This is a genomic window from Enterococcus caccae ATCC BAA-1240, from assembly GCF_000407145.1.
Taxonomy (GTDB): domain Bacteria; phylum Bacillota; class Bacilli; order Lactobacillales; family Enterococcaceae; genus Enterococcus_L; species Enterococcus_L caccae.
The window spans coordinates 48,918-65,196 of sequence record NZ_KE136475.1; the positions used below are offsets into that span (position 1 = coordinate 48,918).

10 protein-coding genes are annotated in these 16,279 nt (G+C 34.4%); 9 read left to right on the plus strand and 1 reads right to left on the minus strand.

Features of this window, described 5'->3' with window-relative positions; genetic code table 11:
- Window positions 1-35: 35 nt before the first annotated feature.
- Window positions 36-914, minus strand: a complete 879-nt coding sequence (locus tag I580_RS13025; protein ID WP_010771978.1) for a hypothetical protein — start codon at window positions 912-914, stop codon at window positions 36-38.
- Between the two features lie 140 nt (window positions 915-1,054).
- Between I580_RS13025 and I580_RS13030 the strand changes: the two genes are divergently transcribed.
- From I580_RS13030 to essC, 9 genes are all read left to right on the plus strand, one after another.
- Entirely contained in the window at window positions 1,055-1,240 is a 186-nt protein-coding gene (locus I580_RS13030; protein ID WP_010771979.1) for a YlcI/YnfO family protein, read from the plus strand.
- 63 nt (window positions 1,241-1,303) lie between these two features.
- Window positions 1,304-2,560: a DNA methyltransferase gene (locus I580_RS13035; protein WP_010771980.1), complete on the plus strand. Its 1,257-nt coding sequence runs from the start codon at window positions 1,304-1,306 to the stop codon at window positions 2,558-2,560.
- A gap of 24 nt (window positions 2,561-2,584) precedes the next feature.
- Window positions 2,585-4,735 (plus strand): ATP-binding protein, encoded by a 2,151-nt coding sequence (locus I580_RS13040; RefSeq protein WP_010771981.1) that lies wholly within the window; start codon window positions 2,585-2,587, stop codon window positions 4,733-4,735.
- 1,169 nt (window positions 4,736-5,904) lie between these two features.
- Window positions 5,905-6,201 carry a WXG100 family type VII secretion target gene (locus I580_RS13050; protein WP_010761887.1) on the plus strand — a complete coding sequence of 99 codons (297 nt, stop codon included), beginning with the start codon at window positions 5,905-5,907 and terminating at the stop codon, window positions 6,199-6,201.
- A 234-nt stretch (window positions 6,202-6,435) separates the two neighbouring features.
- Entirely contained in the window at window positions 6,436-9,816 is a 3,381-nt protein-coding gene (gene esaA / locus I580_RS13055) for a type VII secretion protein EsaA (protein WP_010771982.1), read from the plus strand.
- A gap of 31 nt (window positions 9,817-9,847) precedes the next feature.
- The gene (locus tag I580_RS13060; protein WP_010771983.1) at window positions 9,848-10,342 is read left to right on the plus strand and encodes a hypothetical protein; all 495 of its coding nucleotides are present in this window, start codon (window positions 9,848-9,850) and stop codon (window positions 10,340-10,342) included.
- A gap of 14 nt (window positions 10,343-10,356) precedes the next feature.
- Window positions 10,357-10,617, plus strand: coding sequence for a hypothetical protein (locus I580_RS13065; protein ID WP_010771984.1), 261 nt, complete (start codon window positions 10,357-10,359; stop codon window positions 10,615-10,617).
- A gap of 13 nt (window positions 10,618-10,630) precedes the next feature.
- The gene (gene essB / locus I580_RS13070) at window positions 10,631-11,803 is read left to right on the plus strand and encodes a type VII secretion protein EssB (protein WP_010771985.1); all 1,173 of its coding nucleotides are present in this window, start codon (window positions 10,631-10,633) and stop codon (window positions 11,801-11,803) included.
- Window positions 11,784-16,247: a type VII secretion protein EssC gene (essC, locus tag I580_RS13075; RefSeq protein WP_010771986.1), complete on the plus strand. Its 4,464-nt coding sequence runs from the start codon at window positions 11,784-11,786 to the stop codon at window positions 16,245-16,247. Before essB ends, essC begins: the two co-directional genes overlap by 20 nt.
- Window positions 16,248-16,279: the final 32 nt, after the last annotated feature.

Here is a 16,279-nt window from a genome sequence, read left to right on the forward strand (position 1 = left end):
GATTGTGGTTTCTTTTAAATAGAAAATACTATTGTTTAATCATCTAATTCTATGCCCTCTGCTCCAGGTTCATCTGCGATTATCTTAATAGAGGAATCCTCTACTCTGGTACAAAGAAACTTGTTTTTAGCAATTCTTATTACCCTGTAAGTTGAATCATAGACAGGAAAATTTGCGTCTAGAGAGATATCGCTGGCTTCTAAGTTATAACTTTGTTCTTCTGTCTTGATATCCCACAAGTAAGCTTCACTATCAATCATTTTCAAAATGTTTTCAGTATATAATCCGTCTCCGATGACATTAGGGATATCTAGAATTTCTTTATTAAATGAGAGTGATTCAATCTCTGTTTGATTACCGCTATTATCAGTAGACACCGTTAATGCATATGGAGAAAAATTTCGTTTTGTTGCTTTGAAGTTTTCTAAACTATTTATGGCTCTATTAGTATAGTCAAGCTCTGCTTGATAGAAGTCAACTAAATCTTCGGAAACGCTATCCAATTTTTTTTGAGTAACTTGTAAATGTTCTGTTATATACTCAATTCTTCCCTCTACTAAGGTATTATCATAATCTACTTGTTTGTCGGCTATGGACGATAGAATTTCTCTATCGTCTAGTTGTGCTAATGCTCCTAAATTTGAATAAAGATCGCCATCATATGTAGCAACTTTACCATCTTTAAATACATAAATTTCGCTAACTGATGTATCTTTACCGAAATCTTCAATATCCTCATTTACATAAAACCAAATTTTGGAATTATCATTGGATTTTAAATATTCACTTAATGTGAATTGTTCCTTAGTTGTTGAGGTGTCCTTATTTTTTGACGTTTCTTCATTGGTATTTTGAGTACAACCAACTAATAATATGAATGCGATAACTATTATTAAATTAAGTTTCTTTTTCATGTTTACCACCCTTTATTTTTTAGTTACAACTTATTGTATCAAGTGTATCAAATTTTTGCAATTCAAAATGCAATGCAAATGGCAATGCTTCTTTTTCGTGCGAAACGAAATACAATTAATTATGACTGGAGGCATTGCAATTGAAAAATTTTAAACTTAAGCCTAATCGAAAAGAGACTGAAAATAAAACAATCAGATTTCCTGTGCCACTGATAGAAAAAATTGAGGAAGTCATTACAGAAAATGATACAACTTTTTCTAGTTTTGTAATTCAAGCCTGCGAGTTTGCTTTGGATAATATGGAGCAAAAAAGTACAAAGGATTGAATTTATTAAAATTAGTATATTATTTGTGATATAATGAAATCAAATTATGTATAGGACGGTGCAATGGTGTCTATAACCGAGATATTGAAGGAAAAAAGCATTGATTATTGGGACTTTGCTGATTCTAAGCTATTTGGTATCCATAAAATCAGTTCTTACCCCGCAACTATGGTTCCTGATATGCAAAAAGAGTTAATTAAAATGGTAACTGAGGAAGATAAGTCTGTAAAAAACATATTAGATCCTTTTCATGGGTCGGGAGTAACATTAGTTGAAGGAACTGGTTTAGGATTAGACCCAATAGGATTTGATATTAACCCTTTAGCTAATCTTATGACGCTTGTTAAATTGCAAGGAGTTAATAAAAAAATAGTGGAGTCTAGTAATAGAAGAATAATGAGAAAAGTTTTGGAAGATGACATTAATTTTGTAGTTCATGATTTTTATAATATAGAAAAATGGTTCCGCACGGATATTATTGAGAGTCTTAGTAAAATAAAACATATTATTCAACAAGAAAAATATAAATATATAAGACAGTATTACTGGGTGTGTTTAATTAATGTTATTAAGAAATATAGTAATACTAGAAGTTCAACTTTTAAGCTGCATATAAAAAAAGAAGAAGATATCAACCAATTGAAAAATGATGTTTTTAAAGATTTTTTTCAAAACATTTCTACTTCTTATAAATATTTACCTGATTACTCTAGGCATAAAAAAGTGCTATTGTCTGTTGGAGATACAAGAGAGTTATTATCCAAAACAGAACAAAATAGTATAGATTTGATTTGTACATCTCCTCCATATGGTGATAATGGAACAACAGTTACTTATGGACAATATTCAATGCTACCATTGTACTGGATTAATAAGAAAGACTTAACAAAATTTGATGATAGTCTATTGGAAAATTACTCAAGTATTGATTCTGCAAGCTTGGGTGGGCCTAAAAGCATTCCAAGCAAAGTACACTATACTTCTGATAGATTAATAAATTATTTGGATTCTATATCTCTTTCCAAACATAGAAAGGTAATAAATTTTGTTAATGACTATCTGGATGCTTTTGATAAAATGCATAATGTTTTAAAACCTGGTAAGTTCATGATTGTAACGCTGGGTAATAGGCGAGTTGATAATGAGATTTTACCACTTACTGAAATTACCAAAGATTTTTTACTGGAGAAGGGTTTTAGTATTGAGGCCGAATTATCAAGAAATATACCTGTAAAAAGAATGCCTAGAAAAGTTTCAAGAGTGAATAATAAAGCTGTCAGTTCAATGAATACTGAATATGTATTAATTTTAAAAAAATAAGTAAAATCTAGGAGTTGATGTTGGATGGAGGAACTTACTGTTGAATTTTCCGTGGATGATGTTATTTCAGTCATTTCAAATGTAACTAGTCCGTTTGTAGTTATTTCAGAACTTATTAAAAATGGTGTGGATGCTAATGCGAGTGAAGTTAAAGTGGATTTGGATACATTAAATGGTTCTATATCTATTAAAGATAATGGGGATGGTTTTACCCGCGAGGAAATTATGGAATTGGCAAAAATTGCTCAATCAAGTAAAAAGAGAGGAGGCTACCTAGAAAATAGTAGAGGTAATACATTATTAGGGAGTAAGGGATTAGCAATTTATTCTGTTTTCTCATTAGGAAAAAAACTGGAAATATGGTCATATTCAGATGATGGGAATTTTCATGTGTCATGGGAAATGGAAGATGGATTGTTTTATGAAGAACTCCCAATAGGAACTATTGATAGTGGTACTGTAGTAATTATTTCTGAGATAGAGATTGATGACATGGTGTTATTGAGCTCAGATAAAGAATTAAATAAATTTAAGCATATATCTATGAATAAATTTGTGGATGATATGAGCTTAACTAGTCTTATAATAACGAAAAATGGTGAGAATTTTGATATTTCAGTTGATAATATAACGACTTTCGAATCGGATTTTGATGTTATCATTTCTTTCGAATATAATTCTGATGAAAATTCTTTAACCTATTCATATGCGACAGATGATGTTAGAGTCACATCAGATGACTTGGTTTTTGATCTAAATTCTTCAGAATCGGTGGATTCCATTTTGGAACAAAAATATCAATTTGATCCTGTGGAAATTAAATTTGATGACTATTTAACAGGTGGATTGGTACATTTGAATGAAATCGCTATTCCACATTTTGAAGGTAAATGGTATGTTAAGAAAAATAGAAAAACCAATCAGATGAATAGTTTTGAAAGCGGTATTAGACTTTATGTGAATAAATTTGCTTTGTATAACTATCTCAATAAAAATAACGACTGGCTACAATTGACTAATATAAGTCAAACGAAGAAAATAAATGATCTTAGACAACATAATGTATATGGGTATGTATCATTTGATAATTTTAATGACCTTTCAGAAGGGTTAAGAATTTCAAATGAAAGAGGTGGCTTCATTGAAAATAAATATTATCACAAATTTATTGATATTTTGTACAACTACATTTTATATCCTTCCATAAGTATTAATTTAGCGGTCAAAAATGGATTGTTTGTCGAGCGAAGTGAAACTATTCAGAATCAAGAAGAGGAAGAAGAAAATGATTCAAATGTTGAAAATCGAGACTCGGAATCTGATAATGAAGAAAGCATAGATGATAATACAACGGTTTCTAACGATCCTCCTTCTCCAGAGAGTAGTGGGCAGGTGGGTTCTAACGATCCAGACAGTAATGAGATAAAAATACTAAAAATGAATTCTAAAGAAATTGAAGCTGGAGAGCAACTCCTTCTTAAAGACTCGGAATTAATTGAAGAGATGTTTATCGATGGTATTACGATTATTCACAATAAATTGAATGTAGATGCGAATGAGGTGGTAACTTCTGATAATTTAGCAGGAGAATATCCTGTTGAGTATTGTTGGAATGGTCACAAGGAAATCTTATATCTAACTATAAAAAATCGTGAAATTATAAATAATAGAGAAGGAAATTATTTCTTTAGAAATAGTAATCATTTTGTGGGAGATATAGATTTGTCTGATATTAATGAGTTGGTTCATCAACTTTATGATTTAGATTATGATAATAAATATTTGCTTTTTATCATTAGTTTTAGGGCTATTTTTGAAGATATTACTAAATCATACATTGGAAGCAGAACAGATCTATCTTTGATGGGACAGCTAAAATTGAATGTAGAAAAAATGATTGACGATTTGATTGAAGTTATTGCTATCGCTCCTAATGATGCTCTGAAAGATAAAAAAATAAGAGTTCATAAGAAATTTAAAGGAAGAGACGCTTTGAAAAACTTTTTAACCTCAATAAAAGTTAAATTTTCTAATGAGTCCTATGATCAATTTCTGCATTCGTTGACACATAACCCTGCAAAAATAGATAAAGAGCTTGCTCTAGAGATTTCTAATGATATAATATTACCACTATATGTTTTAATAAAATGTTTAAGAGATGAATCAATTATTTAATGGAAGATTATTATTAAGAGGACTAAAAAAGTATTCAACTAGCATCCATATTATTTTTTGGTTCAAATTGGTTCAAGTACCATCAATAAACATCCGAATTTGTCCATCTCAATCCATATTCTAAACTAGTAAGTTATTGATATAAAAGGATTCCTCTGGATTGACATTCGTAATTGATAGTAATTTCTGTTTTCAAAACGTTAATCTTTGTTATATCAAGGATTTCAAGACACTTTCCAGTTTTTGGAAGGTGTCTTTTTTTGATTTGTTTACGACTGTTTCGTCCATCACTCTTGATTCACTCGTCTATGTTCCTCCAAACGTTTAATTGTGTTAATTTAGGTTTGTTCATCTGTATGTCCATAAACGTCTCGAATCATCATTGAAGCATTACAAAATCTTTAGCGTTTAAGTTAAATCCACCACCAAGAAGATGTCTTAGTAAATAATGCCCGTTAAGTGTTGGACGTAACGTAAATGATATTGTAGACACTGTTTTATGATCCAATAAATGATAAATATAGTATAAAGTAACTATTCATACCAAAATAAATAGAAAGATGAGTTACTTTTATTTAAAAGTTCATATAAAAAATGTAGGGGAGATACGAATGTGAACCGTAATCTCATGTTCATAAATCAGGAATATATAATATTTTTGGATAAAATGTTAAAAATAAAGTATGTAGCTACTATGGGGGTGTTCATTTGTTTGCTAGGATTAGAAAAAATAACGAGATACACGTTCATGACATTCATTCTAGAGAAGAGATGGCTAAACTTAGAGAGGCTGATAAACAAGGCAGTGGCTATTTGTTGGACAGTTTTGCCTCTTCATTTGTTAGGATGAACTAAAGCGTGATTTTCATGAAGGGCAAAAGGGATTTATAAGAATTTTATTAAAATAAATTCAATTAGTCATCTAATTTTTGATACAAAACTTAGGGAGTTTTATTACCTATAAGCAGTTAGTATGTACTTAAATATATATGATAAAAATGATTTACAATTAAATAATCTATTTTTTCTTTAAAAATAATAAAATGTTCAATTGGAGTTAAAGTATTTTCTTAAAATCACATTTTATTTCTAAAAACCGTTGACAATCAGACTTAATGACCGATATACTATTTATGTAAACAAATTGATTATACAGAGGAGAGATTATAATGGCAGGAGCAATTTCGGTCACGCCCGAGCAACTGAAATCACAAGCAAAGGTTTATACACAATCACAACAACAAATTCAAGATGCGATTCGTAAAGTAAATTCTATGAATCAACAAATCGCTCAAGAATGGAAAGGTCAAGCGTTTCAATCATATTTAGAACAATACAATCAATTAGAAGGAAACGTTAAAAAAATGGAAGAATTATTGATCAGCATTAATAGTCAATTGAACAAATATGCTGATACAGTTGCGCAACGCGATCAACAAGATGCAAGTTCTTTCGGTTTAAACTAAATTAATTTTGAAATAAAAAAGCGTCAGTGCAATTCATTGCGCGGGCGTTTTTTCATTATCTAGCTGCAAGAGTTAGCGCTACGCCTGGCTTTTACCGCATCAATTGCTAAGAGCTAAAGCTCTAAGGATTGAAGGGTTCGGGAAAAAGATAAAAAATGACTGAGGTAATGTTTATCTTTTCCTGTCAGAGCTGAACGAGCTCTTTTAGCTTTTACATTAGGAGAGAAGAGGAAATTGAAAAATAAATTAAAAAAGTATCTTCCTGTTATTTCGATTGTTTTCAGTAGCATATTGTTCTTATCTATTCTTTCTTATATTGGTTTTAAAAGTGATAATATCCAACAAACGTCTAATGAAAAGGTAACGAAAATGCAGTATGTATTGGTAAATGAAGACAAAGGGACTCTGTTTGAAGGGAAAAAATACTCTTTAGGAACTGATTTTGTTACCTTGATCAATCAAGATACCGCTAACCGATGGGAGACCACGACCAGAGATATTGCTAGTCGTGGAGTTACTGATGGACAATTTGATGCGCAGATTATTATTCCGCAAGATTTCTCTGAACGATTACTTTCATTACAAAGTATAAATCCAGAAAAAGCTTTAGTAGAGTATCAAGTAAGAGAAGGTCAAAACGAGATAACCAATCAGGCGATTCAGGTAAAAGTAAATGATATTTTAAAAGATTTCAATCAACGAATTGTACAAATGTATTTTTCAAGTATTGTAGGAAATTTATCTGAAGCGCAACAAAACGTTAACCAAATTGTTGGATTAGAAACAAATCACAAAAATAATTTGGAGAAAACAATTTATTTACCATTTAAAGAAGTACCAACGAATTTTTCAAATGTCATTGATACAGCAAGTATCTTAGATGAAGACAATAAAATGTTTACATCGGAACAAAAAGCATTTGTTCAATCAGTGAAGCAATTGATGGAAAGTAATAACGCTGGTTTGGAAGCGAATAGTCAGTCAACAGAGGAAGTACAGAAATCTGTGAATGATTATGCAGATGAAGCAAATAAAAAATTAGAAACATCCATTAAACAGTTCAATGCGCAATTTGAGCTACAAAAAGAACAATTAGAAGCGCAATGGCAAAATGACCTAAAAGGTTACAAAGCGCAATATGATGGTTTTGATGAGAGTATAAACAATCAATTAGGGCTGTTTCTTACAAAAGGGTCTGAAGAATCTAAAGACACTGGCGTTTACGCGAATTTTTTAACGAATGCTTATGCATTTAAAGAAACACAAAGTAAGAGAATTAAAGAGTTAACAAGTGAAATAAAAGATTTGGAAAAACAAGTAACAGAATTAACAACTTTAAAAGAGGATGTTGCAGAAAAGTACTACAACGATAAAAATGCTGATTCCGAAACTGCGGAAGAAGACCAAGTGAAACTAGCTATTTCAAAATTAATATCACCTGTGGATAAAGATTCTGAGATTAAGGAAGATGGAGAATACTTAACTGCTGTAAAGAACGAACTTCAAAAATTACAAGAACAGGCACTTCCTTCGAGCACGGATTTTCCGATTCTTTTAGCAAAACTTGTAGGTGATGGACTACTTACGCCATCAGAAAGTGACAAATTAAGTGCTTCATATAATTTGGTGACGCATTATGATCCTACTCTCACCTCGGGGAATGGGAATCAATTTAACATACTGTCAACGGTTCCGAAAGAAGATCGTTTATCTAATTTCAATGTAACGAATACAGTGAATGTAGATTTGACACGGGCCAATCAGAGTGTGCAATTCGGACATATATTTAATGCTGGAAGCAGTGGTGAAGTCAAAGTTATTAATATGGGAACAATCAGAGATAATTTAGAAAGAGAAATCCTTCGTCATTTATCTGGTTCAGACTATACCGCAACTGTTTCTAATGATGAAACACAGCTAACGATAGCAATTATACTTAAGGACACTGAAAGTACTGAACCGCCCAAAGCACCTGTGAATTCTAATATGTCGTACACATTTGACTCCCAGATACAATGGACATATCCGGATGATTCTAGTGATCATAATGAATATTATCAATGTAACTATTTTTGGAAATGGAACAATTCAATCACAGCGTCTGGACAATTGGCCGCTTATATCGATAAAGACCAGCCTTTAAAACAAGATTTACCTGAACTTTTTAGTCTTTTTACAATCTTAACATCAGCTGCTGAGAAATTAACCACTATATACGCTGATCCGACTCAACAAGATGTTGCTAGCTTTGCTGGCTATGTCACAAGTAATCCAGATAAATCATTCAATGAATTAGCTACACCTAATTCTGTTTATTGGCTATACGATAATGTCACGGATACTAAAAAAGTTTCACAAATTTCGGAGTCGCTCTATAAAAATTATAGGGAAAACGGCGATAGTCTATATAAAGACATTGTAGCGCAAATCGACAAACTAAACGCTACAATCGGAACACGTACTGATAAAAATGAAGGCGAAGCGATGACGTTATATGGCACATTAAATCTGATGACCGTACCAGATATGATGTTACAAGAAGCCTCGACTTTAGGAGAATGGTTTGATAAAGCCAGCCAAGAAATCGATACAACTTATAATTCGTGGAAGGAAACAGAGCGAGTAGCGGCAGAATCTGTTATTACGGATACAAATGCGCATCCTGATAAGAATGATACAGCTGCAATCAACGCTACTACAGAAAGTCTAGTAAAAAATATCCAGACATTAGCTAGTAGTTCGAAGGAAACGGCGAAAACAACAGAAGAATCAGCAGCGCAAGTCAAAGACGTTGCACCGATTATTCAAACCTTAAAAGAATCGACAAACAAAGTGCAAACAGATGCCAATGGTATTCTAACAAACCTAGATAAAACCGTTACTGAAGTACATGAAAAAACAAATGACAATGCGAAGTATGCAGAAACATTTGATAAAGTTCTTTCTAATACAAGAAATGGCGGTTCGGATAATACTACAGTCTTTAATTTCCTTTCGAATCCAATTCAAGAAAAAGGCGATTTTGGAAAGACGAGACAAAATTCGTTGATTCCGTATTATGCAACAATTATAGCAGCATTCATTATTATTTTGGTTGCTACAGGGATGCAAAAATACATGAAACGAAGAAAAGTATCTAAAACGGACTTGCTAATGAATCCATCAAGAGCTTGGTACAATACGTCAAATGTGATCGTGATCTTGCTAAGTAGTGTTGCGCTGTCTGTTGCATTTGCTCTTAATCTGAGTCTGGTTGTTGGCATGAATGCCAAAATAGCTTGGTTTAGCTATGCCTTTTTAGTTTTATTTGCTGGATTACTTCTGACACTCGGCTGTATGAGACAGTTCAGATTGCTGACGCTTTATCTTAGCGGCGCAATACTAGGATTATTCTTCATGTTGACACCATTATTGGGAGTAGCCACAAAAACAGGAACATTCACGAATATATTGTATCGCGTGTCACCTTTACAAAATATTCAAAACGGCTTTACTGCCTTACTAAACGGAAGCAGTATTGGCTGGGTAAGTTACCTAATTCTTGTCGTCCTAGCAGTTAGTGGTATTCTATTGAATTTTTGGGTGAAACCAGAAGATAAAAAAGTGAAAGCATGATCTTTTCTATTACTTGCAAGGGAGAAAAACGATGCAATTTAGACTAAAAATGGATGTTAAAACGATTTTAAAAGGAATGCTTGTTCCTGCACTGTTCATTTTTTTACAAAGTGTTCCTGTTCATGCCGAGACGGGCGATTTAAAAATAAATAACCAAGTGATTTACGAAAAGAATGAAGGTAGTCAGAATAATTCTGCTACCTTCACGATCAATCAATTATTTATGAAAGAGATGTCGGATCAGGATAAACAGCTAGATGAAGAAAAAATGACGCTCATTACAAATGCACAAAAAGAAGTTTTTATGAAAGAAACACCAGCACAACGTACGGTTGACCAACAAATAACCCCCCTTCTTTTCTCAAGCGGATATGTCTTGAATGACAGTTTGGATTCAGGCGATTCAGGGTTGAAAAACGGCAATAATATCGGGTTCATTTTACTATGTGTAGTTGGCGGCCTCTTTGTTGTAGGGCTTGGAATCATATTAGGTCGAGCATTTCCTACGTGGGTAAAAAAAGGATAGGAAGGTAGAAGTTTATGCGGAAAGACACATCTATTGGTATTGGATTACATGTGGGAAAACAAATTATTGATTTGCAGATTCCTATAAAAGTTTCTGGAAATCGTTTAAAAGAACTATTGAGAGAATCACTAGAATTATTGAACATCTCTTTACCAGAAACCTTTGAGTTAGAAATAATAAATAAGTCAATTAAGTTAAACGGAGAAGTTCTTCTAGCAAACTATGCACTAGGCGATGGGGACCAATTAGTTGTTAGAGAAACGATGAAAAAGTAAAGGGGCCTAAAACGTGAGTGAAGTAAAAGATATATCAGAAAAAATAGATATCCAAGTTCAAAAAGATAAGGTGCTGGTTACGCTACAAGCGAACCAATATCGCTTATCAGAGCTGGATCAGTTTCAAGCGGTTCTCCAAAAAAGAGATGCTTTATTAGCAGGAGAAATGTTGGAGGCAACGGAAGAGCATTTAGTCTTATCTTATGAAAAAGATAACTATGCAGTACCTATCGAAGAAGCAATTAAAAAAATGTCATCATTTAAACGACTTCTTTTAGCACAAAAAATCCGCTTCATTGAGCCGTTTATCCATTCTACGATTCAACCATTTATCCACCCAAGAAATATTTTTCTTTTTGGAGAAGAGTTATCCATTGCACATAGAGGATTTATGAATTTAGTTGTACCTTATGTGACAAATGAAGAGGACTTTTTAAAACAGTATCGTGCCTTGATTCTGTTTATTCTTCATCCAAAATTAGATTATGAACGGTTGATCGAAGGTGCTGGAACATTGCAAGATCCACTATCTAAAAAGATTCAAGCAGCTCATTCACCAGAAGAAATCGATCAAATGATCAGTGAACAAGTTGTTATTCAAAAAATGAAACAAGAGAAACAAAACAAACTGGTAAACAAAAAAAGCTACACGTTGTTTAAATGGGGCAGTCTTGTATTGTTGGTCGCAACGCTTGTTTTAAGTTTCTTTGTTGGAAATTATGCACTAAAAGAAGTTCCTACACAAGAAAGAATTATTACGGCAGAAGCAAATTATATTGCCAATGATTATTCAGGAGTATTGAGCACGCTGAAAGAAGATACACCAGAGAATCTGCCTAAGAGTGCTCAATATGTATACGCAGTAAGCTCAATCCAATTAGATAATTTATCGAATGAACAAAAAGAGATGATTTTAAATAATATTTCTCAAAAATCAAATGAAAACACGCTTTTATACTGGATCTATATTGGAAAAGGCTCATTTGAAAAAGCCCTTGATATTGCCCAAAATGTAGGGGATAACCAATTCATTTTACATGCCTATACGAAACTGTATGACGCAACAAAACTAGATACAAAAATGAATGGTGAAAAGAAACAAGAGCTATTGACGAAATACGAAGAAGCGATTGCTAAATATATGAAATTATTAGGAGGGGCAACTGATGATTCTGAAAACAAATAAAACTGAAGATGAGTCAACTGTTCCTATTGATGACCAAATGCAACCCGCAACCGATGTTCTTTTTGATGTTTTCTATTTTGGGGATGTCTTTTCTCACCATCAATTAACGACAGCCAAACAAGAACGAGTGATCGACGGACATTCAGTATCTTATGACGGGCAGAAAGTGTTACTTGATAACAAGCCGTTCGAAAAAAATAATCCTAAATTTGTTATTGTAAAACCAACGGACTATCAAACGATTGCAACAAGCAAACCTAAAAAAGACTTTACGATTTCTAGTAGAGCTTCTTCGGCGATCAGCTTGCCGACTGCAGCGTTTGTTTCAGTTACGGTTGAGGCAAAAACGAGCAATTATACTATTGATATCTATGCAAATGAAGAAATGATGTACTTTAACGGACAACGAGTTTCTAAGGGAACTTTTGAGTTCAAAACTGGCGATCAGCTAGTGATTGATAAACTGATCATAGAAGTAAGGGAAAAACAATTAAAGGTAACGAATTTAGGTTCTGACTTTAAATTGAATCCATTTGAAATCATTGAACAAAGCTATGAACCTGAATACCCTTCAGAATTTCCGTTATTCAGACGAAGCCCGCGTATCCATCTAAAAGAACCGAAGATGGAAGTAGAAGTAACAACACCCACACCAAAAGAAAAGGAAGGAAAAAATGAACTTTTAAGAACCCTTGTCCCTCCTTTAGGAATGGTGGTTTTAAGTGGTGCTACCAGCTTTTTAAGTGGCGGAAATCCAATCATGATGCTCAGTATGGGTGGCGCTAGTTTATTAACGGCAGGTTTTTCTGTTTCGAGTTATTTTACGAACAAGAAAGAAACTAAAGAGAAAAATGAACGTAGCGAAGGCTCTTATAGACAATACCTGATTCAGAAAAAAGGAGATATTTCCCTTTTACAACAAGAACAAGAGCATGCTCTTACGTATATGTATCCTTCAATGAATGATCTTGCCTTGATGGCTAAAGACTATCAGGCACGAATCTATGAGCGCATGACAACCAATGAAGATTTCTTAAAAGTCCATGTTGGAGCTGGGGAAATCAAGTCAAGTTTTTCCGTGAGATACCAACCAAATGAAGAAAGCGAATTGAGTTCGTTAGCAGAGAAGCAGCTTGTTTGGCCCTATCAACAATTAGAAGCAGCGCCGATCGTTATTCCTTTAATGGATCAAACAGTTGGTTTAGCTGGGAATTATCCAGTATTACGGACAGCTGTTCAAACACTCTTATTCCAAATTTCAATGCTGCATTCGTATCGAGATGTTGAATTTGTGACATTGGTTCCTGAAAATGACTATGATACTAATTGGCATGCGTGGCGTTGGCTACCTCATTTGAAGATTCGCAGTTTGAATCTAAGAGGGATCATCCACAATGCTCAAACACGAGATATGGTGCTTAACTCGTTTTACCAAATTTTAACGAAAAGAAGACAAGAACTGAAAGAAAATAGCAATGAAAAGATTCGTTTCCAACCACATTATGTATTCTCTATTTTAGAAGAGAGCTGGTTATCTGGACATGGGCTAAATGAATTTTTAGCAGAAGACATGAGCCCGTATGGTGTGACCGTGATTTGGGGGAAAGATGCCTTACCGATGTTGCCTGAGACAACGACGACCTTGATCGATTATCAAAGTAGTGAAGCGGCAATCTTGATCAACCAAAACAATGAGTATGTGAATCAAGCGTTTGTACCGACTCATTTACCGACTGCTTATCCGATTGAAGAAGCATTGCAGAGATTGGCGAATTTACATCATGTTGAAGTGGAGAAAAATGCCATCCCAGAAGCAATCGATTTTCTTGAATTATACGATGTAAAAGCAGTTGATGAGTTAAACATCGGCACACGTTGGACAAAAGCAGATACGTCTAAATCATTAGCGGTTCCATTAGGTGTTCGTGGTAAAGACGATATTGTTTACCTTAACCTACACGAACGAGCACACGGCCCTCATGGTTTAGTTGCGGGTACAACAGGATCGGGTAAATCAGAAATCGTTCAAAGTTATATCTTATCTTTAGCGGTGAACTTTGCACCAGAAGATGTTGGCTTTTTACCGATTGACTTTAAAGGTGGAGGGATGGCGAATTTATTTGCTGACTTACCTCATTTACTTGGTTCTATTACCAATTTAGATGGCGCGAGTTCTGCTAGAGCCTTACAAAGTATTCGTGCTGAGTTACAAAAAAGACAACGTAAATTTAGCCAATTTGGTGTGAATCATATTAATGGCTATACAAAATTATATAAACAAGGCAAAACAATTACAGATCCAGAAGAAAAGAAAAAATACCCAAGCGATCCATTGCCGCACTTATTTTTAATCAGTGATGAGTTTGCCGAACTAAAAGCCAATGAACCTGACTTTATGGCGGAACTTGTTTCAACGGCTCGAATCGGTCGTTCTTTAGGTGTCCATTTAATCTTAGCCACTCAAAAACCTAGTGGGGTTGTTGATGACCAAATTTGGTCGAACTCTCGTTTCAAACTAGCGTTGAAAGTAGCCGATGCCAATGATTCAAATGAAATCATCAAAACACCAGATGCGGCAACGATCACACAACCAGGTCGTGCGTATTTACAAGTCGGAAACAATGAAATTTATGAACTATTCCAATCTGCTTGGAGCGGAGCGAATTATGATCCGTTTATTTCACGAGAAGAAAAAGTGGATGAACGTATTTGGCTGATCAATCAATTGGGACAATACGAATTATTAACAGCCGATTTATCACAAGAAGAAGATACCGTTGTGAAAAATGAAGAAGAAAAAACGCAGTTGGATGCTATTGTGGAAGCAATCCAAGCATATTCAGAAGAAACCAACGCGGTATTACCAGAAAAACCATGGCTTCCGCCACTAGAAACAGTAATTGATTCGCCTATCTTATCGAAGGAATGGAGCGATACAAGACAATTAAGCGTTCCGTTTGGCTTTATGGATATTCCTTCTAAACAAGAGCAAGTCGTGTTCAACTTTAATTTTAACGAACTGACACATACGGCGTTTTATGGCTCACCTGGTTTTGGTAAATCAACGGCACTTCAAACATTAGTAATGAATCTTGCGCGACTTAATACACCAAGCCAAGTGCAGTTCAATTTATTTGATTTTGGTACAAATGGTTTGCTTCCGTTGAAAAAACTTCCTCATGTCGCAGATTTAGTGCGTTTAGAAGAAGAAGAGAAGTTAGTGAAATTCTTGAAGCGAATCCGAAAAGAGATTCAAGAGCGAAAAGATGCATTTACCGATTATGGGGTAGCAAGTCTATCTCAATACGAAGAAAAATCAGGGAACAAACTTCCTGTAGTGATTACGATCATTGACGGATTTGATGCCATCAAGGAAAGTCCATTAGAAGAAGAAATCGAATCTGTTGTGAACCAGTTGCTACGAGAAGGGGCTAGTGTAGGTCTGTACGCTGTTTTATCTGTTCTCAGAACATCTACCTTCAAGATGAGTATGGCAAGCAATATACCGTCTCACATCGGCCTATTCCTTGTAGAGGAAGGCGCAATCAGAGATGTTGTTGGGCGAGACGCATTGATTCCACAAGAAATCATTGGACGAGCACAAATCAAATTAGATGATCCACATGAGCTTCAAGTCTTTCTTCCAACACATGGCGAAAATGATATTGACCGCTTAAATCATTTAGAACAAGAGATAGAAGCGATGAACGAAGATTGGTCTGGCGAACGTCCGATTAAGATTCCGATGCTGGCAAAAGTGGTTTCAATGGCTGATTTCTACGAGTCAAAACAAACACAAATCATGCTGGAAAATATGCAATTGCCAATTGGTTTGGATAAAGAAACAACGAATGTTGTCGGATTTGACCCACAAGAGCATGGCTATTTTGTGATCGGAGACGATTCACCGCAACAAACAGAATACATTGAAAAAGTCATTGTAGAAAATCTAAAACATTTTGAAGGACGAGCACAACGAGTAGTCTTTAACGGCTCAGAACGTTTCGGCGGCTTTACGGAAAGCTTTGACATGATGGTTGCTGAACCTGATTATAGTACCTTTGTTAATGATTTAGTTAGCGAAATCGAGGTTCGCCAGGACGCAACAGATCCAGAACCAATGTTTGTCTATGTTCCAGAGGCGCATGTATTTGGAGACAAGACATTCATTACCAATGATGCCATTGACGTGTATCTAAGAAAAGCCGCGAAAGTGAAGATTTACTTTATTTTCCAAGGCAATCAAAAACAAATTGAAAATAGCTTCGATGACTTTAATAAACGACTACGTACGAATATCCCAGCAGGGATGATCGGTACACGTTTAGCGGATCAAGGATTTATCAATGTGAAATCAGGCTATAGTGAACCAACAGTTGAACTAGATGAGTCACATTTCTTTGTTGGACGGAATGCATGTCGAGTGAAGTTGGTTAGTGAATAGTTGATAGTTTAAGTGTAAAAGGAGGTAAAACG